Genomic DNA, 18,850 nt, shown 5'->3' with positions numbered 1-18,850 from the left:
CCTTGACTGCCCACCACTTCTTAACCAGAAGCACATACCGTGGAACTTGGGATTCGACGGCGGCTGCGGGGATCGGGGGACGATGACACGGTGGACCCACGGACTGGTCAATCGGCTTGTCCTGTCGTGCGACGTCGTCATGGCGGCGCTCGGTGCGATCATTGCGCATCTGCGCTGGGATTTCCTGTCCTGGAGCCAGCTCGCCATACTCTGGGCATTCGGCATCTTCACCTATGTGCAGGTGCTGCAGATCGGCCGCGGCTACCGGGTCGAGCACTATGTGCGCCCGCTGCGGCAGATCGGCCATATCGGCGTAGGCGTGGTGCCCGCGGGCGCGGTCATCGCCATCTGCTATTACGCGCTGATCCCGATCGGCCAGACCAACCTCTGGGCGCTGCTCGGCTGGGGTGTCGTCACCACCCTCATGCTCATCTTCGGCCGCCTCGTGATTGTGCGCATCGGCATGTCGCTGGTGCAGACCCACGAGGTCCTGCGCCGCAACGTGGTGGCCATCGGCGATCTCGGCCGCGCCCGTGATCTGGTTCGGCGCTATGAGGAAGAGGAAGGCGATACCGGCCTCCTGAGCTTCGTCGCCCTGTTCGACGACAGCCACGAGGACGGCGGGCCCCTGCCGCCGCCGGGTCCCGACGGACTGCCCGTGCTTGGCGGCATGAAGGACCTTCTGGAATATGTGAAGCACAACCCCGTGGACATCGTGGTTGTCGCCAAGAGCTGGAACGACCCGGCCGCCATCAGCGCCATCGCCAACCAGATGTACCAGATCGCCGCCGACGTCATCGTCGAGCTGGATCCGGACCGCTTCACGCTCAACTACGCCAACCTCACCCGCATCGCCGGCGAGCCGGCCCTTCAGGTGCAGCAGCAGCCGCTGAAGGGCTCCCTCGGTCTCCTGAAGGGGGTGGAGGATTATGTGGTGGCCTCCATCGGCCTCCTGCTCACGGCGCCAATCCTCATCGGCGCGGCCATTGCCATCAAGCTGGATTCCCCGGGGCCCATCCTGTTCCGCCAGCCCCGCGTCGGCCTGAACAACCGCGTGTTCCAGTGCTACAAGCTGCGCACCATGCGGGTCGATCCCACCGACGACGGCTCCAAGGGCACGAGCAAGAACGACCCGCGCATCACCAAGGTCGGCAACTTCCTGCGCTCCACCTCCATCGACGAACTGCCGCAGCTCATCAATGTGCTGCGCGGCGAGATGAGCGTCGTCGGCCCCCGCCCCCATGTGCCGAACATGAAGGTGGCGACCAACGTCCGTTACGAGGCCATCAGCCAGTATGTGGCGCGCTACCGCATGAAGCCGGGCATCACCGGCTGGGCGCAGATCAACGGCATGCGCGGGGGCATCAACACCCTGGAGAAGGCCGAGCGCGGCGTCGAGCTCGACCTCTTCTACATCGAGCACTGGTCCATATGGTTCGACATCAGAATCATGCTGCTCACTGTCACCAAGGGCATGGCCGGTCCTTCGGTGTTCTGATCGCGGGGCTGCTTCTGGCAGCCCTCGCGCTCGTCCCCGTCGCGCCCGCCGCTGCGGCAGAGGGACGACCCTTCCTCGCCTATCTCGCCTCCTGGGCGGATCGGGACACGCCCGATCCCGCCGCGACCCTCCTGGCAAGGACGCCGGGCTACGTCACGCACATAGCCCTCGGCTTCGTGAAGCCCGATCTCGTCTATCCCGGCAATCTCGATCTTTCCGGCACTGGCTTCGCCTTTCCCTATCCGGGCCCGGTGCTCAAGGCGGCCGTCGCCGAGCTGAAGCGCCGCCAGCCCGCCATGAAGGTGCTGGTGGCCGTGGGGGGCTGGGGCTATTTCGGCTGGCACGCCCGTGATTTCGCGGCGCTGGCGCGGCTCGTCGCCGACCTCGGCGCAGATGGGGTCGACCTTGACTACGAGACCTCCAACGGCGGATGCATCCGCACGCCGGAAGGCCGTATCGCCTGCGCGGAGGACGCCCAGTCCATTGCCGTCCTGAAAGACCTGCGGGCCGCGCTGCCGCGCCCTTATGTCATCAGTCTGGCGGGCTGGAACGTGGGAGCCTATGGCGAGGGGCGATTCGAGCGGTCGGAGCCGCGCTTCGGGTCGTATGTCGGCCTCATGCGGGCGATGCTGAAATCCGATGCGGCCGCCAATCTCGACCTTGTTTCGGTGATGGCCTACGACGGCGGGCCCACCTTCCAGCCGGAGGAAGCGTTCCGGGCCTATCGCAGTCTGTGGAGCGGCCCGCTGGCGCTGGGCATCCCGGTCATGCCCTCCGAGTTCGGCGACCCCCGCTTCACCCTGGAGCGCACCGCGCGGCTGCTGACCGGCGTGCTCGCGGACCCGCGCGCGGGCGCCATGCTCTACGCCATCGGCCTGGTTCCGCCCGGTCCACCGGGGCCGGACAACCCCGACTATCGCAGCCTTGCCCTCGCCATCTGCGTCACGCTCGAGCTGGCGAACTGCACCGCGCCGGTGCCTTGAATCTCCGCCGGCGCGGCCGGCCTGCGTCAGCGTCGCGCGCGATCACGGGACAAGGCCGCGGGCGAAATCGTGGAGATTGCCGTTCGTGAACAGGTGCCCGGCAATGCCGGCCGCGGTGGCGGCCTCGATGTCGGTCTGGCTGTCGCCGATGAGCAGGCTGGCGGCGCGGTCGACGGGCCAATGCTCCATGAGGTCGAGGATCATGCCCGGCTCGGGCTTGCGCCAGGGATGGGCGGCCCGATAGCGCTCCACGACGGCTTCCGGATGATAAGGGCAGTAGCGCCAGTCATCGATCCGCGCGCCGACCTGAGCCAGTTCGTCGATCATCCAGCGCTGCAGGGTCTCGATTTCCGCCTCGCCATAATAACCGCGGGCAACGCCCGACTGGTTGGACACCAGGAAGACCAGCCAGCCGCGGTCGTTGAAGTGCCGCACCGCCTCGCGCGCTCCGGGAATCCAGAAGAAGTCCTCGGGCCGATGCACGTAACCGCTGTTTTCGTTGAGGACGCCATCGCGGTCGAAGAAGACGGCAGGCCGGGGAGCCTGGTTCGGGATCTCCATGCATTCTCCTTGCTGACCGCTTCAACGGCAACCGCACGCGGCATTGGTCCGCGGGGATCAGCCTCTCGTGCGGGCTGACGCGCTGCTCAAGTTATTGTACCAAACTGCAAGGGCGCCTGTCGTGCCGGATGCGACGTGTCCCTCAACTCTTCCCCACCCTGTCGAGGCGACAGTGTCGCCCTCGTTCCCGCCACCGCCTGCAGGGCAGATGCATGGACAGCCGCACACAGACGCCCGTCGCGGACAGGAAGATCAGCCCGCGTTTCAGTGTCGCGCTCGACGCCGCGCGTGCCGCCGCTGCCTTCTACGTGGTGCTGCACCACGTCGGACAGGCGCGGGGCTGGACGGAGGGCGGGCTCGCATCGGGCGGTGTGTTGCTGCGGTTCGGCCAGGAGGCGGTGCTCATCTTCTTCCTGCTGAGCGGCTTCGTCATCTTTCTCAATGAAAGGCGCAGGGCGGACGACGTGTCCGGCTATTTCCAGCGCCGCTTCCGCCGCATCTATCCGACCCTGATCGCGGCCATGGCCGTTTCGGCCCTCGTCGCGCTGGACAACGGCGATTTTCTCGCCCGCTTCAGTTGGTGGGAACTGCTGGGCACGCTGCTGTCGCTGCAGGATGTGGCGGCCCTCAAGCCGGGCGTCATCGTCGCGCCGTTTCTGGATAATGAACCCCTGTGGTCGCTGTCCTACGAGGTGGCGTTCTATCTCGTCTTCCCGTTGGTCATCAGGTTCTGGCTGCGCTGGCCTGCCCTGACCAACCATGCCGTCGGCGTGGTCTGCTGCCTGTGCTACGCGGCCTTCATCGTGGCGCCCAATCACTTCACGCTGGTCGGCGCCTACTTCCTCGTGTGGTGGTGTGGAGCCATGGCGGCGGATGCCTACCAGCGCGGGGGACGAAGCTTCCTCGCCATGGGGCCGATCCTCTTATGGCTCGTGGCCCTGTGTGGCGTGGCGTGTCTCGCGTTCCTCGTGACCCCCTTCGACGGGGTCGGCCACTATCCGTTCCTGCCGCTCCGGCATTTCGCCGTGGCCCTGCTGATGATCCTGGTGCTGTTCGGCCCGGTGGGATCGGCGCTGTGCGCGGGCGTGACCTGGCTCGGCCGGGTGCCCGTCGCGGTCGCCTCCATCTCCTACGGCGTCTACGTGCTCCACTTCCCGCTGATGGTGCAGTGGCGGGGTGCCGCGACGCTCCCCGGCCTCGCCGTGGGCTTCGGCTTGCTGATCCTGACGTCCTACGTTTTCGACCGGGTGCTTTCGCGGTTTCTGACGGATCGCGCCGCGGCGAAGCGGCGGCGTGCCGCGGCGCCGGCTACGGCGTCGCCGTCTGCCGGGCCGGACGCTTCCTGCTCATGAGCGTGAACAGCGGCTTCTCGATCCACAGATGGACGAGGAGCCCAGCCACAATCGCAGCGCCCACCCCCACGATGCCGCACGCGAGGTAGGACACCGGCGGTGCCAGCGGCACGCGCAGGAAAACCTGCCCCACGGCCGACAGCACCATGCCGTGCACGAGATAGAGGGAATAGGACGCATCACCCAGCAAGGCGAGGGGTGCGATGCGGCGCACCGGCCGCGCCTTCTCCAGCACTAGCGCCCCGCCGACCACCAACGCGGCCGGTATGCCCCAGCGGATCACGCGCAGCTCTGGCGACACGTCGCCCTGTGTGAGCAGCGACACGAAACCCGCCACGATGAAGACGTAGCCCCAGGCGCGGGAAATGGCTGGCCCCTTCAGAAACCACAGCCCCAGCAACAGGCCGAAGCAGAACTCCAGCATGATCGTCGAGGTGTAGAACGCCACGAATGCGGACTCGTGCGGCAGGATCAGGCCGACGAGCCCAAGAGCTGCCAGGAGCGTGCAGATGGCCGGCACGCGGAGCGCCTGCGGAAGCTGCAGCACGATGCCCCACAGCAGATAGAAGAACATCTCGTAGTTGAGGGTCCAGCCCGGAACCACCAGCGGCTCCACCGAGCCGAGAACAGGGTGCCGCGCCGGGAGAAAGAGATAGGACGCGATGATATGCCACGTCTCGGCCCGGCCGCTCTTGACCAGTTGCGGGGCGAGCAGGAGCAGGGCGAGGCTGGCCGTGGTGAGGATCCAGTAGAGCGGCGCGATGCGCACGAGACGCTTGTAGTAGAAGGAGGCGGTGTAGCCGTCGCGTCCGTAGGTCGTCGTCAGCATCAGGAAGCCGCTGAGGACGAAGAAGATGTCGACGCCGCTCGCGCCCGATTGCGGCCACGGCGCCTGAAGGCCGAGCCGCTCCAGGGGCGCGCCGAGGTGGAACACCACCACCATGAGGCTCGCGGTGGCGCGCAGGTATTGAAGGGACTCAAGCATCGTTTGCCCTCTGCGGACGTGCGGTGGGAGGGCCGTCAGCCGACACGTCCGTGAACCACGACAGCGCCGCTCCCCGGCCGTTTCCCCAGCCGCACCCGGGCCTTCGGCGCGAGACGCCTGGGGGCGGGCTCGTTCCGTCGGCGGTGGAGATAGACGGCAAGGGCTGTCGTAACCGCAAGCTCGCCCGGCGTGAACATCACCGAATAGACGCTCGAGCTGGCGATGATGAACAGGATGTAGTCCGACAAAGCGAGGAAGAACGGATCCCCCGATCGATCGGTGAAGCGGAACACCATCACGAAGCACCAGATGTGGAGCGAGGCCAGCAACAGCACGCCCGTTGCCCCATACTCGAACAGCACGCCGATCCAGCCGAGATCGGAAATGTAGAACTGCCCGTTGCCGAAGATGTCGTTGATGGTGGTGCTGCTGAAACGGGTGGTGGCGCCCACGCCGAACAGCCAGCGCATGGGATCGTCGCCGAGGAAGCCGAAGGCGAGCCGCAGCGAGTTGCTGCGCACGGTGAGCGAATCTCCGAGCCCGTCGGCGAGGACCGCCTTTGGAACGGTCGAGAACAGGCCGGACTTGGCCGCAATGGCGATGGCACCGGCCGCCAATGCCACGAGGCCGGCTCCGAGCACCAGCCGGCGCACCCGCGGGGCCAGTGACATGGTCATGCCATAGGCCACCACCAGCGCCGCGGCACCGATTGCGGTGCGCTGCTTGTAGATCAGGAACAGCGGAACGAAGGCGAGGAGGACGCCGAGGAGAAACACCGGGTTCCGCTTCAACACGAAGCTGCGGCCCATCCAGAACAGCAGGATCATGCCGAAGAACATGGGCATGTAGACGCGATAGCCGCGTTCGAGATCGTAGAGCAGCAGCTTGCTGTCCTCGGGATTTTCGCCGTACCAGGAGGTCGGGGCCGCGAGGAAGATGAGGATCATCAGAATGAAGGTGGCGGCGCCGTAGCCGAGGCAGATCTTGCGCACCGAATGCGCCGGCACCGAGAGCAAGGCGAGCAGCGCCGACAGGCTGAAATAGTAGCTGAATGGCCAGGCCTTGATGGTCGTCGACAGGGCGCCGATGAAGTCGTTGCCCAGCTGGATGATCGACATCAGCGGCGTGAAGCCGATCACATAGGCGAGCACCGCGAGGTAGAGAAACCTGAGGGGCAGCTTGAGCCGCGCGATGCCGTAGAAGGCGAGGGGCAAGGTCAGGAACGGCCAGGCCTTCGACAGCAGATAGGGCGGCGGATACTCGTTGAGATAATAGAAAATCTGGGCGAACAGCGGGAGCGTTCCCGCCAGTACGACCTTGGCGAGCAGAGCCGCGCCGCCCTCGATGGTCGCGCCCTCGCGGGACGAAACCGCACCGGCGCTCCGCCTCAGGGGCATGACGATGCGGGGCTGCCGGTGGCCCGTCTCGGTCATGGACCCCCGCTCCGGGGACCATCCATTCCGTAGGCCTTTGGATTCATCTTCGCCTTGGCGGCGGTGATGAACACCGGCATGGAATCCACGAACACGCGCTGGATATGGGTGCTGGGGCTCTGGATCAGCCGGTACAGCCATTCGAGGCCGAGCCGGCGGAAGGCCGGGCTCGCGCGCTGGACGAGGCCGGTCAGGAAGTTGAGCGAGCTGCCCACGCATAGCCCGATGCCGACGGCGGAACCACGCTGGTAGATGAGGTGCGCGAGATATTCCGACCGCGGCGCGCCGACCACCAGGAAGACGTAGCGTGCCGGATGGGTCACGACGAAATCGATCGCGGCCTCCACCGCGTCAGGATCGTCGATGAAGCCCATGGGCGGAACGTGGAGATGGACGGTCCTGAGGCCATAGCGCTCAATCAGCCGCCGCTTCATTTCCTCGCTGCCACCGATGATGGTGATGGCATCGTCGGGCTGGATGACGTGCTCGAACAGCTCGGCCGTCAGATCGCTTCCGGGACACAGCGGGATATTGAGGCCAAACAGCTTGCGCGAGAGCCAGTGCGGCACCGAGCCGTCCAGCGTGTGCAGCCAGGCGTCCTTGAGCGTTGCGATGAAGCGCGCGTCCTTCAGCTCGTTCAGGCGGACAAGGTGCGAGGCGTTCGAGGTGATGATGTAGGCGAACGGTGCCGTGGGGGACCGGGCGGCGATGACCTGCGCGGTCCCATGCACATCCAGGCAGGCGAAGGGAACGCCGAGGAACGTCTGGATTTTCCAATCTGGGGACGAAGAAGGTTCAGCAGGCATGGCCGCTCAATGCCTCAGGACGCGCGCGGGGCGCGAAAATCTATTGCAACAGGGAAGTCTATTGCAAAAGGGTGCTGCCGCCGCCGGTCTGCGAGAACGAGCCGATGGTGTAGCTGAACTGGCGCTGGAACGGGACGACCTTGGTGATGAACTGGTCGATCCACAGATTCACTTCCGCGATCGAGCTGCGCGGCACATAGATGATGTCGCCGGCCACGAGCGGTACGTCGTTGGCGTCGAACCCGGTCTGGATCACGTCGCGGACGTTGATGATGCGGAGCATGGGCTCGTTGTTGGGGCCGCGGCGGATAAGTGCCACCTGTCCGGTGCGGGATTCGTCTGTGAAGCCGCCGGCGAGCAGGATGCCCTGGAGGGCGCTCGTGCCCATGTCGGGCAGCTTATAGGCGCCGGGGCGCGGCACGGTGCCGCCCACATACACCTTCGCCGAGACCGCTTCCTCAAGGGAGACGACCACTTTCTGGTCGACGAGCTCCTTGCGAGACTCCCTGCGGATGTAGTCCTGAATCGAAGACAACGTGGAGCCTTCCACGCGGATCTGGCCGATCGCCCGCGGGGCAATGGAGCCATCCGGGCTGACGATCAGATCCTCGTCCATGTCGCGGGTAATGAAGTACTTCACCTTGAGCTTGTCGCCCGGCCCGAGCCGATAACTGGGAACGACGTCGGTCCAGGGCTTGAACCGGTCAGCGTTGACCTCGGTGAAGCGCAGTTCGTGGCCCGTGGTGAACGGCTCGCTGCCGGTCTGCTGGGACGTGGCGATGGCGGCGCAACCGTTGAGAAGGAGCGCCAAGATGGCGAGCGGCGCTGCCAACTTCAAGGCGCGGGAGGCTCGCCCGTCGCGCCCGCCAAAGGCTGCGGGGGCATTTCCCGGTGCCGAGGCGCGAGCGGTATCCGCGCTGCACTCTGGCAAGACCATCAACGCACTCCCACAGCGAATCACTGCAACATGATTAACGCTCCGTTTACCTGTCTCGCCTCTCCAGATGTGGGAGGTCAACAGAATATCCCGTCGCGATAACCCTCGAACGTGGTAAATCCACCCTAAAGGGTCATGGTTAAGGATCGATTATCAACGGTGTTTGAGTGCGTGACGGCGCAATACAGCTTGAGCGGGCTCAGCGGGATCGTGCCCCTATCCCAAGGCGAGCTGGGCGCCTAAGAACAGTGCGCTCAGGCGCGGCGGTACAACCATTGCGGCAGGTAGTAGCGCCGATTGAGGAACACAAGGCCGAGCAGGACGCCGCCGCTTTCGACCACCAGATCACGCAGGTGCAGCGCCGAAGGCTGGCGGGTGGTTTCGGCTTGCACGGCAATGATGTTGCCGTCCGCAAGCTGGCAGAACCTCTGCGTGATGATGGACGCGCCCTGCAGGCTGGAGCAGACGATGATGAAGTCGAAAGCCGTCTCCAGCTCTGCCATCAACCGCTCGCCCTCGGCCAGCGGCAGGCGGATGTCGAGCAGGGGGGATTTCTCGATGTCGGCCAGCGCCCACAGATTGGGCACCGGCGTTCCTGTGACGGAGATGCCGCCGCGGACTTCCATCACGCCCGCCGTCAACGGATAGGGCGAGGGGGTGGCGAGATCGATCAGCAGCGTGCGCTTCTGACGCTGCCCGGCCAGTTCCTCGGCCAGAAGCCGGGCGTAGTGGGTCAGGCTGTCGTCGCCATCCGGCGTCAGGAGATGCACCGTGCGCACGGGAGCATCGTCGATGCGCGTGTCGAGGAGCAGTGTCGCGGAGGTACTGATGGCGGCATCCGCGCCGAACTCGTCCGGCTCCGAGTCCGCGTCCAGCGTTGCGATAACGGGGAGAGAGAGACTGCGCTCCACCTCTCCGGGGGTGATGTAGGACGTGCGCAGGGCAGAGGCCACCGCACCCGCCGCGCCACCGAACAGCAGGCCGGCGAACACGCCCGCAGCCAGAAGCGGCAGCACCAGCGAGCGCTTCACGACCGCGCCGCCGGCCTCCTGCACGACCCGCACGGCGGATTGGCGGGAGAGGGCGGCGGTTTCCTCGATGCTCGCAGCGACCGCGCGGCGCTGATACTCCCGGAAGCCTTCCCCAAGGGAGTCCCGGCGGCGGTTCAGCTCGATGAGCGGCGTCTCGGCATTGCGGAGCAGGGAGAGCCGCTGCTCTGCGACGCGCTGCTGCTCGACCAGCTCGACCTGCTGGCGCGCGAGGGAATCCTTCTCCACCTTCAGGGAGAGAAGCATGTTCTGGACGTAGTTGACCTGCGGGTTGCGCACGGCGCGATCGGTGGAATAGCGCCGGTCCTGCCGCGCCTTGATGCGGGCGCGAACGGTCGTGATCTGCTTGTCGATCTCTCTCAGCAGCTGGCTGCCGGGCGCATACTGCGCCGCGATCCGGTCGCGCGAGACGAGGAGCTTCGTCAGGGTGTTCGCATCCTCGTCGCCGGGCAGGGCGTCGGTGGTCTCGGCGAAGTCGAACACCGAGTCCGGCAACGCCGCCAGCTGGCGCTCGGCCTCGCCGATCTGCGCCGTCACGGCAACCTCGCGCTCCGCCACCTGCCGGCGGCGCTGCAGGATGGAATCCACCTGATTCGCCGCGAGCACTGCGTCCTGATTGAAATCGATGATGCCCGCCTTGGCCTTCAGGTTCTCGATGTCCCGATCGACCGTCGCAAGGTCGTTCCGGAAGCGCTCGACCTCAAGCTTGAGGATCTTGGCGGTGGGGTTCTCCAGCACCTTTCGACGATAGCTCAGATAGTTGCGCACCAGGGCGTCGGTCGCCTCCACAGCCACAGCGCGATCCGAATTGGTGTAGCTGACCTGGATGACGTTGGATCCGGATACCACGTTGGCGCGCACGCTTGCCTGGAAGCGGGCGACGGCCTTGTCCATGCGGTCTTCGCTGGTGCCGAAGAGATCCGTCAGCGCGGCGAGGCGTCCAGGCGGATAGAGCCGGTCGATGCCGATCTGCTCGATAGTGGCGCGTGCGACGTCCGCGCTCTCGATGACCTGGACTTCCGACTCGACCTGCTTGAGGCCCTCGATGGTCATCACGCTCGGGCCGCTGTCGGTCACGTTCTGCGAGTTCACCTCGCGCGTGACGATGACCAGCAGCAGGCTGTTGGCCGTGTATTCCGTCTTCGAGGTCAAGGCCGCGCCGATGGCGATGACGAGCGGGATGACCGCAAAGACCAGCACCAGCCGAATATGATAGAAGGTTGCGATCAGGAAATCGCGGACGGTGAAGCCCAGGGGGGCGGGCTCGTTCGCCTGCATTGCTTCCGTGGCGTTTGGCTGCGCCGCGTTCGGCATAGACATTCTTCCCCCTGATGACCCCACGGCGCCGACCGTCCGCCGCGCCGGCTCCCCTCCGCTCGCCGGTATCCGGGCCGTCCGCAAGGTTGGCCGTCCGCCAGGCTGGCACGTGACCGCCCGCGGACGAATCAAACCAAGCCTGCAGGAAGATTGCGCCGTCGAATATGCGCGGAAATGACTAAGGAAACTTCAAACTGGCGTCGGTCAAACTGCTTGAGAGAACGGCGAACGGTCTAAAACACCTTGGGCATGAGCATCCGCACGGCGATGGCCGAGCCGATGGCGAGTTGCGCAGCGTTCACAGCGTTGGAAATGGCCGCGCCCATCATCCCGAACGGCGGGATGAGCGCGAAGCACAGGATCAGAGTGACGACCGCCTGCGCGATGATGAGCCAGCGCAGCACGCCGCCATAGCCCGACATGGACAGCACGACCTCCTGGCACGGCATCAGGCTGTAGATCAGCTGGCCGACGCCCAGCACCATGAGCGCCGGGGCGGCGATCTCGAACCCGGGTCCGATGAGGTGCAGGAGGGGGCCGGGCAAAAGGATCATAACCGCCACGATGGGCAGGCTGAACACCGCGATGGCGAGGCGCATGCGGCGGTTGAGGCGCCGCATCTCGTCCGTCTGCCTCTGCCGGTGCTGGGCGGCGAAGGAGGGGGCCGCCACGGCGCCGATGGGCGTGCTCACCACCCACACCAGCATGGAAATGCGGTTGGCGACGCTGAAGGCACCCACGTCGGAGGGCAGGCCGAAGCTGGCCAGCAGCAGGATGGGCAGGGAGGGGAGCAGGATCTGCATGACCTCCACCACCGACAGCGGCAGGGCCGTGCGCCACAGGCTGGGCAGGGGCTCGTGATCGGCGCCGTCGGACGGCAGATCCACGAAGCGGTTGCGTTCGCGGAACAGCAGGGCGACGCCCACGCCCGCGGCCGCGAGATTGGCCGCGGCGAAGGCGTAGAGGATCCCGTCGAGGGAGTGCACGCCCGCCACCAGCGCGGCGAGGGTGAAGATCGGCCAGAGGCTGTTCTGGACCATCTGCCCGGCGGCGCTGCGGTGGAAGCCCAGCAGTGCATTCCCGAGGAAGTAGCACAGCGCCTGGGGCAGGATGACCGCCGCCGAGATCAGGAGGGGTCGCGCGGCCTCGGGGTCCCTGAAGGCATAGATGGCGAGGGGCTGGGCCAGCGCCGCGGTGACGAGCGAGGCGATGGTGCCGCCGACCAGCACCACGAGCGTGCCCGACAGGAGCGCCTTGAGTGCGGCACGGCCTCGGCCGACGGCGAGCTCGGCCGCCACATGCCGCACCACGGCCCGTTCATGACCGACGCGGGCGATGGTGGCGATCACGCCCACCCACGTCATGCACAGGAAGAAGTATCCGGAATCATGCACGCCGAGAATGCGGGCGCCGACCATGTAAAGGCCGAGCTTGCCGACGAGCTCGAGGCCGCGCGCCATGAGCGCACCGACATAAGGTCCATAGCTGGAGATCAGCGCGGACAGGGAACGGGGCAGGGCGATGCTCATGCGTTTCGGCTCGTGCCGGTGCATCCGCACAGAGGCGCTCCGGCTCCGCTCGAACATATCGGAGCCCAGCCAGATTCCGCCCCCCCGGCCCCCCGCTGTCCGAACATCATGCCCCTCCAGGCCAAACGCGACCGGCCGCCCGCGATTCGATGCTGCGGCGCACTGCATCTGTCGTCTTCTCTCACGTCATCCGCGCGCGGGCGCAAGCCAAATCAGGCGTCGCCGTTGACCTGCCGCATGTGCGCCGCCCCGTGCGTTGCCCGATGGGCACAGGCGTGGCACAAGGCGGCCATCCTATCCGATGGCGGAGCGCGGCTGGCCGATGGCTGATGATCCGGTTCGGGCGAGCCGGCGAACGGAGGCGGAGGGGAAGACCTCGGCCTTTCACGCTTTGGCTGGCTGCTGCGCGGCCGCGGCCTTGTTTCTCGGGGCGCTGCCGGCGCTAGCACAGTCGCCGAGCCAGAGCCTCGGGGATGTTCCGGGGCGCGAGCCCCTCGACCCCAACATCGATCCCTATCCCTTCGATGCACCGCTGGCTCTGCGCGTCTATTTCCGCGAGACGCTGCCGGGCGGCTGGCGCGCCGGGGAGCCTCGGCAGGAGCCGGGCGGCGGCTTCTCGCTGCTGATCTACGTCCCGGATTTCTGGAAGGGCAATCCGTCGTCGGCGATGATGCGGTTCTGCCCCAGGCCCTACAGCAACATATGGCGGGGCGGGGTTCGCTGGATCGAGCTCAAACCCTATTACCGCCAGTCCTACTGGCCGACCTCCGTGTGCCGGCCAGGGGCGGGCTGACGCGCCCTCGACCGGCCGCTCCTCGCGAAGCGCGGCCGGTCGTCATAGGGGCGAAAGCAGACGGTATTCGGCGGACGGGCTCGTCGCCTCAGGCCACCTCATCGCGCAGCGAGCGGTGCACGTGGACCGCGGCGGCGGGGGACATGTGACGGCCGGAGGTGCGTTCGAAGCCGAAAATCGCGGCCATCAGCACGAAGCCGAAGAAGATGATGCTGCTGGCGGTGCTCAGCGTGAGCACGATGCTGCCGAGCGCGACGAACATCTCGGACGGATGCGTCACGACCCCGAACAGCAGGGCAAAAGCGATAAACGCGGGAAAGACGGCGCGAACGATCGACATGGCTGCTTCTCCGGCTAAATCTGTCCAGGGACTTTTCGTCACAGGTAAAATTAACGTTAACACATATTTTACCATTTTGCGAAGCGCGCAGCCCTGCCGCCCCGCGCCTTGAGGGGCAGGCGATTCGCGGGTGTAATTCTTGAGAGCAGGGGGCTCTGGAACGCGCGAAGGCAACGCCGGACAGCGGCGCTCCGGTTCAGCCGGAGATGCGGGCAGGTCTGCCCCGTCCGTCAGGCGGAGTGCGAGGCCTCAGACGGCTCCGAGGGCCGCAGGCGGTCGCGACACGTCAGAAAACAAAAGGACCGCCGCGCCAGTCTGGCGGGCGGTCCCGGTAGCAGCCGGAGATGCGGTCAGCGTCAGATCTGGCGCTCGACCATCATCTTCTTGATTTCGGCGATGGCCTTGGCCGGGTTGAGGCTCTTCGGGCACGCCTGGGCGCAGTTCATGATGGTGTGGCAGCGATAGAGCCGGAAGGGATCTTCCAGATAGTCGAGACGCTCGCCGGTGCGTTCGTCGCGGCTGTCCTTCAGCCAGCGGGTGGCCTGCAGGAGCGCGGCGGGGCCGAGATAGCGGTCGCCGTTCCACCAGTAGCTCGGGCAGGAGGTGGAGCAGCAGGCGCACAGGATGCACTCGTAGAGGCCATCCAGCTTCTCGCGGTCGTCCTTGGACTGGCGCCACTCCTTCTCGGGGGCGGCGGTGTCCGTCTGGAGCCACGGCTCGATCGAGGCGTGCTGCGCGTAGAAGTTGGTGAGGTCGGGCACCAGATCCTTCACCACCGGCATGTGCGGCAGGGGATAGATGTTGACCACGCCCTTCACCAGCACCTCGTCCATGCCCTTGGTGCAGGCGAGGGTGTTGGTGCCGCCGATGTTCATGGCGCACGAGCCGCACACGCCTTCGCGGCAGGAGCGGCGGAAGGTGAGGGTCGGGTCGATCTTGTTCTTGATGTAGATCAGGCCGTCCAGCACCATCGGGCCGCAATCCTCGCGATCGACATAATAGGTGTCGATGCGCGGGTTCTTCCCGTCGTCCGGATTCCAGCGGTAGATGCGGAACTCGGTCAGCTTCTTGGCGCCGGCGGGCTTCGGCCAGGTCTTGCCGGTCGTGACCTGCGAGTTCTTCGGAAGAGTGAGCTCAACCATGGGACGTCCTGAAGCGCTGGAGCGGTGACCGCCCGCAGGAATTCTTGCCATGGCCGCGCGCGGCGGGCGTTCCCCCCGGCGCGCGCGGTCGAGTGGGGCGTCAGTACACGCGCTTCTTCGGCTCGATGTACTGGATGTCGTTGGACAGCGTGTAGGTGTGCACGGGCCGGTCGTCGAGCCGGACAGCACCTGAGGCCGGGTCGAAATAGGCCAGCGTGTGCTTCATCCAGTTCACGTCGTCGCGGTCCGGGAAGTCCTCGCGCGCATGGGCGCCGCGGCTTTCCTGGCGGTTCGCCGCGCTCTCCATGGTGACGATGGCCTGCGAGATGAGGTTCTCGTATTCCAGCGTCTCGATGAGGTCCGAGTTCCACACCAGCGAGCGGTCGGTGACACCGATGTCGCTCGAGGCGTTGAACACGTCGTGGATGAGCTTCTTGCCCTCCTCGAGCACCTCGCCGGTGCGGAAGACGGCGCAGTTGTTCTGCATCACCTTCTGCATGGAGAGGCGCAGCTCGGCGGTGGGGGTGCCACCGCAGGCGTAGCGGTACTTGTCGAGGCGGGAGAGCGACAGCTCGGCGCTGTTCTCCGGCAGGGGCCGGTGCTTCTCGCCGGGCTTCACCAGCTCCGCCGCGCGCAGGCCGGCGGCACGGCCGAACACCACGAGGTCGATGAGCGAGTTAGAGCCGAGGCGGTTGGCGCCGTGCACCGAGACGCAGGCGGCCTCGCCGATGGCCATCAGGCCGGGCACCACCTTGTCCGGGTCGCCCTGGCGCTTGTCCAGAACTTCGCCGTAATAGTTCGTGGGGATGCCGCCCATGTTGTAGTGCACGGTGGGCAGAATCGGGATCGGCTCGCGCGTCACGTCCACGCCGGCGAAGATCTTCGCGCTCTCCGAGATGCCGGGCAGGCGCTCGTGGAGGACGGCGGGATCGAGATGGTCGAGGTGGAGGAAGGCGTGGTCCTTCGCCTTGCCGACGCCACGACCCTCGCGGATCTCCATGGTGATGGCGCGCGAGACCACGTCACGCGAGGCGAGATCCTTGGCCGAGGGGGCATAGCGCTCCATAAAGCGCTCGCCCTCGGAATTGGTCAGGTAGCCGCCTTCGCCGCGGGCGCCCTCGGTGATGAGGCAGCCCGAGCCGTAGATGCCGGTGGGGTGGAACTGCACGAATTCCATGTCCTGCAGGGGCAGGCCGGCGCGCAGCACCATGCCGCCGCCGTCGCCGGTGCAGGTATGGGCCGAGGTGGCGGAGAAGTAGGCGCGGCCATAACCGCCGGTGGCGAGCACGGTGAGGTGCGCGCGGAAGCGGTGGATGGTGCCGTCGTCGAGCTTGATGGCCACCACGCCGCGGCAGCGGCCTTCCTCATCCATGATGAGGTCGATGGCGAAATATTCGACGAAGAACTCGGCCTGATGCTTCAGCGCCGCGCCGTAGAGCGTGTGCAGCATGGCATGGCCGGTGCGGTCCGCCGCGGCGCAAGTGCGCTGGGCGGTGCCCTTGCCGAAGTGGGTGGTCATGCCGCCGAAGGGGCGCTGGTAGATCTTGCCGTCCTCGGTGCGGGAGAAGGGAACGCCCCAGTGCTCCAGCTCGTAGACGGCGGCCGGCGCATTGCGCACGAGGTATTCGATGGCGTCCTGGTCGCCCAGCCAGTCCGACCCCTTGACGGTGTCGTACATGTGCCATTCCCACTTGTCGTCGCCCATGTTGCCGAGCGAGGCGGCGACGCCGCCCTGGGCAGCGACGGTGTGGGAGCGGGTGGGGAACACCTTGGTGATGCAGGCGGTGCGCAGGCCCGCCTCGGAGCAGCCCACCACGGCGCGAAGGCCCGCGCCACCGGCGCCGACCACGAGCACGTCGTAGGTGTGATCCTCGATGGGGTAGGCGGCGCCGTTGATGCCGGGCGCGGCAGCCCCGTTCGTTGCGGTATCGGCCATGTGTCAGCCTCCCAGGCTGATCTTGAGCACGGCGAAGGCGCCGGCGAGGGCAACGGCAATGCTGAAGAAGGTGTTGGCCACGATGAGCAGCACCTTGAGGCCTTCCGTGTGCACGTAGTCCTCGATGACCACCTGCATGCCGATGCGCATGTGCGTCGTAACGGAAAGCAGCGTCAGAAGAATGATCACCGCCACCAGCGGATGACCGAGCGTCGCGCGGGCCGCGGCGTAGCTCTGGCCGGCCACCGAGATCACGATGATGATGAAGGCGATGGAGAGCAGGAGGTTCGCGGCGCCGGTGAGGCGCTGCGTGAAGAAGTGCTCGGTGCCGGACTTGGCGGCGCCGAGGCCGCGGACGCGGCCGAGGGGCGTGCGCATGGTGGCACGTGCGGGCGCGGGGCCGGAGTGGGGGGTGCTCATGGCGTTCTCCTCAGCCCTTCAGCGCGAGGCCGATGATCCAGACGACCACGGTGAGCACCACCGAGCCGGCCAGGGTGGCCTTGGCGAGCAGCACGCGCTCCGGACCGAAGCCGTGGATGAAGTCCCAGATGAAGTGGCGCACGCCGCCGAGGGCGTGGTGCAGCAGGGCCCAGGTGAAGCCGAACAGCACGAGCAGGCCGATGGGCGAACCCGCCACCGCGCTGAAGGTGGCGTAGGCCGAGGGCGAGGTTGCGGCCGCGAGCAGCCACCAGACCAGGATCGCCATGCCGAAATACAGCCCGACGCCCGTGATGCGATGCACAATGGACATCATCATCGTGAACAGAGGACGGTAAATCTGTAGGTGTGGCGATAGGGGGCGATCAATGCGCTGAGGGCTGTCGGCCATGGGGCCTCCTCCTTAAAAATCGATCGATCAGGTATCTCAATCGTCGTCTCTTCGCAACGATTCCAAAGCACCTTGGGCGGCTTTAAAGACCGATACGCAGTGGCCGGCAATTGGATGATCGTCCTATGCCCGCGCTTGTAGCGACCGTTTGCTGCGGTGCCAACGCCCCGCCGGGGGGCGGAGCGTCAGGCGCACGAACGAATATGCCGCCTTCGCGGCGCGGCGCGGCGCAGAAATATCCGGGGCGTACCGGCGGGCAGGCGAAAAAAAACGCCGGGCGAGCCCGGCGTTTTCTTGAATTTCGACTGGATCGGTCGATCAGAAGCGGTAGGTCACGCCCGTACCGAAGATCCAGGGATTGATCTGCGCGCTGCCCTGCAGGTAGGCACCGCCGACGGTCTGCAGCAGGAAGTCGGGCTGCAGGAAAATCTTCTTCACGTCGACGTTGAAGCCCCAGTGGCGGTCGATCATCCAGTCGAAGCCGGCCTGGAGGGCGAAGCCCCACGCATCGTTGACCTTCAGCGAGGAGAAGGCCGGGTTGGTGGCTTCCTGGCTGAAGAAGGCGGTGTAGTTCACGCCGGCGCCGATGTAGGGCTTGAACGGGCCGAAGTCGGTGAAGTGGTACTGCAGCGTGAGGGTGGGGGGCAGCAGCCACACCTTGCCGACCTGGCCGAGGCCGGTGATGGTCCCCGCGCCATTGATGTCGTGGGGCGTCACGCCCAGAATGAGTTCGGCGGCGATATTCTTCGTGAAGTAATAGGTGATGTCGAGTTCGGGAACGACCGAGTTGGAGATGGAGAGGTCGGAGCCGGGAATGCCCGTCACCGAACCGCCGGCCTCCGGCACCACGTAGAGAGCGCGCACACGGATCTGCCAGGGGCTCAGCGGCTCTTCAACCGCGGGGGCCTTGTAGACCGGGGTGGAAAGATCGGCGGCCGTCGCGCTGCCGGCAACGAGGGCGCTGAGCCCCGCCGCGAAAATGATACCAAGTCCGAGCTTCGACATGCCCCGCTCCCACAAGCCCTTTGAGATAACTGATGGGAAACACTTCCTCCTGAGAGGCGCTGTTCAGTTTGATCTAGATCAAATTGGCAGCGGTGCCGCCGCGTGTGTGGCCGGGATGACACACCTCCGCCCCGCCGCCGCCGTATTCGCAGGGCAAGCCTGTTCCCGCTGGCAGGGGCGGCGGCCGCGATAAAATCTATTTGTTTCAAGAGGCTTATTGCGCTCATGACGGTCCTTGCCGCCCTTGTTCGCCGCCGACTGGCCCCCGATGCTTCGACTTTAGACGTGTGGCAATCGTGGCTGCGGCGGGGCGCCGCTGGCAGCTGGATGTTCCGTGCGAGTCTCTTTTTGTTCC

General features: G+C 66.2%; 17 protein-coding genes. 4 read left to right on the top strand and 13 right to left on the bottom strand.

The features are described from left to right. The first annotated feature begins 82 nt into the window (after positions 1-82). Positions 83-1,498, top strand: coding sequence for an exopolysaccharide biosynthesis polyprenyl glycosylphosphotransferase (locus tag FHT36_RS18560; RefSeq protein WP_169123977.1), 1,416 nt, complete (start codon positions 83-85; stop codon positions 1,496-1,498). Then, positions 1,432-2,481 (top strand): glycoside hydrolase family 18 protein, encoded by a 1,050-nt coding sequence (locus FHT36_RS18555; RefSeq protein ID WP_169123976.1) that lies wholly within the window; start codon positions 1,432-1,434, stop codon positions 2,479-2,481. Before FHT36_RS18560 ends, FHT36_RS18555 begins: the two co-directional genes overlap by 67 nt. Positions 2,482-2,523: 42 nt before the next feature. On the opposite strand, the gene FHT36_RS18550 is transcribed toward FHT36_RS18555, so the two are convergent. Then, entirely contained in the window at positions 2,524-3,042 is a 519-nt protein-coding gene (locus FHT36_RS18550; RefSeq protein ID WP_169123975.1) for an HAD-IIIA family hydrolase, read from the bottom strand. Between the two features lie 212 nt (positions 3,043-3,254). Between FHT36_RS18550 and FHT36_RS18545 the strand changes: the two genes are divergently transcribed. Beyond that, a complete protein-coding gene (locus FHT36_RS18545; protein ID WP_169123974.1) occupies positions 3,255-4,394 on the top strand; it encodes an acyltransferase in 1,140 nt (379 codons plus the stop codon). Here the strand turns inward: FHT36_RS18545 and FHT36_RS18540 are convergent. From FHT36_RS18540 to FHT36_RS18515, 6 genes are all read right to left on the bottom strand, one after another. Beyond that, the gene (locus tag FHT36_RS18540; protein WP_169123973.1) at positions 4,351-5,379 is read right to left on the bottom strand and encodes an acyltransferase; all 1,029 of its coding nucleotides are present in this window, start codon (positions 5,377-5,379) and stop codon (positions 4,351-4,353) included. The genes FHT36_RS18545 and FHT36_RS18540 overlap by 44 nt on opposite strands. A 35-nt stretch (positions 5,380-5,414) precedes the next feature. Further along, positions 5,415-6,812 (bottom strand): hypothetical protein, encoded by a 1,398-nt coding sequence (locus FHT36_RS18535; RefSeq protein ID WP_169123972.1) that lies wholly within the window; start codon positions 6,810-6,812, stop codon positions 5,415-5,417. Continuing rightward, positions 6,809-7,618: a WecB/TagA/CpsF family glycosyltransferase gene (locus FHT36_RS18530; RefSeq protein WP_169123971.1), complete on the bottom strand. Its 810-nt coding sequence runs from the start codon at positions 7,616-7,618 to the stop codon at positions 6,809-6,811. Before FHT36_RS18530 ends, FHT36_RS18535 begins: the two co-directional genes overlap by 4 nt. Before the next feature lie 58 nt (positions 7,619-7,676). Then, complete coding sequence (locus tag FHT36_RS18525; protein WP_169123970.1) at positions 7,677-8,555, bottom strand: polysaccharide biosynthesis/export family protein; 879 nt, start codon at positions 8,553-8,555, stop codon at positions 7,677-7,679. 254 nt (positions 8,556-8,809) lie between these two features. After that, positions 8,810-10,924, bottom strand: a complete 2,115-nt coding sequence (locus FHT36_RS18520; RefSeq protein ID WP_169123969.1) for a lipopolysaccharide biosynthesis protein — start codon at positions 10,922-10,924, stop codon at positions 8,810-8,812. A gap of 230 nt (positions 10,925-11,154) precedes the next feature. Beyond that, complete coding sequence (locus FHT36_RS18515; RefSeq protein ID WP_169123968.1) at positions 11,155-12,450, bottom strand: oligosaccharide flippase family protein; 1,296 nt, start codon at positions 12,448-12,450, stop codon at positions 11,155-11,157. A 322-nt stretch (positions 12,451-12,772) separates the two neighbouring features. Here FHT36_RS18515 and FHT36_RS18510 point away from each other — a divergent pair, with 322 nt between their 5' ends. Continuing rightward, complete coding sequence (locus FHT36_RS18510; protein WP_169123967.1) at positions 12,773-13,243, top strand: hypothetical protein; 471 nt, start codon at positions 12,773-12,775, stop codon at positions 13,241-13,243. An 88-nt stretch (positions 13,244-13,331) separates the two neighbouring features. Here FHT36_RS18510 and FHT36_RS18505 read toward each other — a convergent pair whose 3' ends face one another. The 6 genes from FHT36_RS18505 to FHT36_RS18480 all read right to left on the bottom strand — a co-directional run bounded on the left by FHT36_RS18505 (position 13,332) and on the right by FHT36_RS18480 (position 18,495). Further along, the gene (locus FHT36_RS18505) at positions 13,332-13,583 is read right to left on the bottom strand and encodes a hypothetical protein (RefSeq protein WP_169123966.1); all 252 of its coding nucleotides are present in this window, start codon (positions 13,581-13,583) and stop codon (positions 13,332-13,334) included. A 356-nt stretch (positions 13,584-13,939) separates the two neighbouring features. Next, the gene (locus FHT36_RS18500) at positions 13,940-14,725 is read right to left on the bottom strand and encodes a succinate dehydrogenase iron-sulfur subunit (protein ID WP_029555308.1); all 786 of its coding nucleotides are present in this window, start codon (positions 14,723-14,725) and stop codon (positions 13,940-13,942) included. Positions 14,726-14,825: 100 nt separating this feature from the next. After that, positions 14,826-16,661, bottom strand: coding sequence for a succinate dehydrogenase flavoprotein subunit (gene sdhA, locus FHT36_RS18495; protein WP_169123965.1), 1,836 nt, complete (start codon positions 16,659-16,661; stop codon positions 14,826-14,828). Between the two features lie 3 nt (positions 16,662-16,664). Then, positions 16,665-17,081 carry a succinate dehydrogenase, hydrophobic membrane anchor protein gene (gene sdhD, locus FHT36_RS18490; protein WP_169123964.1) on the bottom strand — a complete coding sequence of 139 codons (417 nt, stop codon included), beginning with the start codon at positions 17,079-17,081 and terminating at the stop codon, positions 16,665-16,667. 10 nt (positions 17,082-17,091) lie between these two features. Continuing rightward, a complete protein-coding gene (gene sdhC / locus FHT36_RS18485; RefSeq protein ID WP_169123963.1) occupies positions 17,092-17,490 on the bottom strand; it encodes a succinate dehydrogenase, cytochrome b556 subunit in 399 nt (132 codons plus the stop codon). Between the two features lie 318 nt (positions 17,491-17,808). After that, positions 17,809-18,495 (bottom strand): OmpW family protein, encoded by a 687-nt coding sequence (locus tag FHT36_RS18480; protein WP_169123962.1) that lies wholly within the window; start codon positions 18,493-18,495, stop codon positions 17,809-17,811. Positions 18,496-18,850 lie beyond the last annotated feature (355 nt).

The organism is Xanthobacter sp. SG618 (genome assembly GCF_012932745.1).
Lineage (GTDB): Bacteria > Pseudomonadota > Alphaproteobacteria > Rhizobiales > Xanthobacteraceae > Xanthobacter > Xanthobacter flavus.
This window is presented reverse-complemented; position numbering and strand designations above follow the sequence as displayed.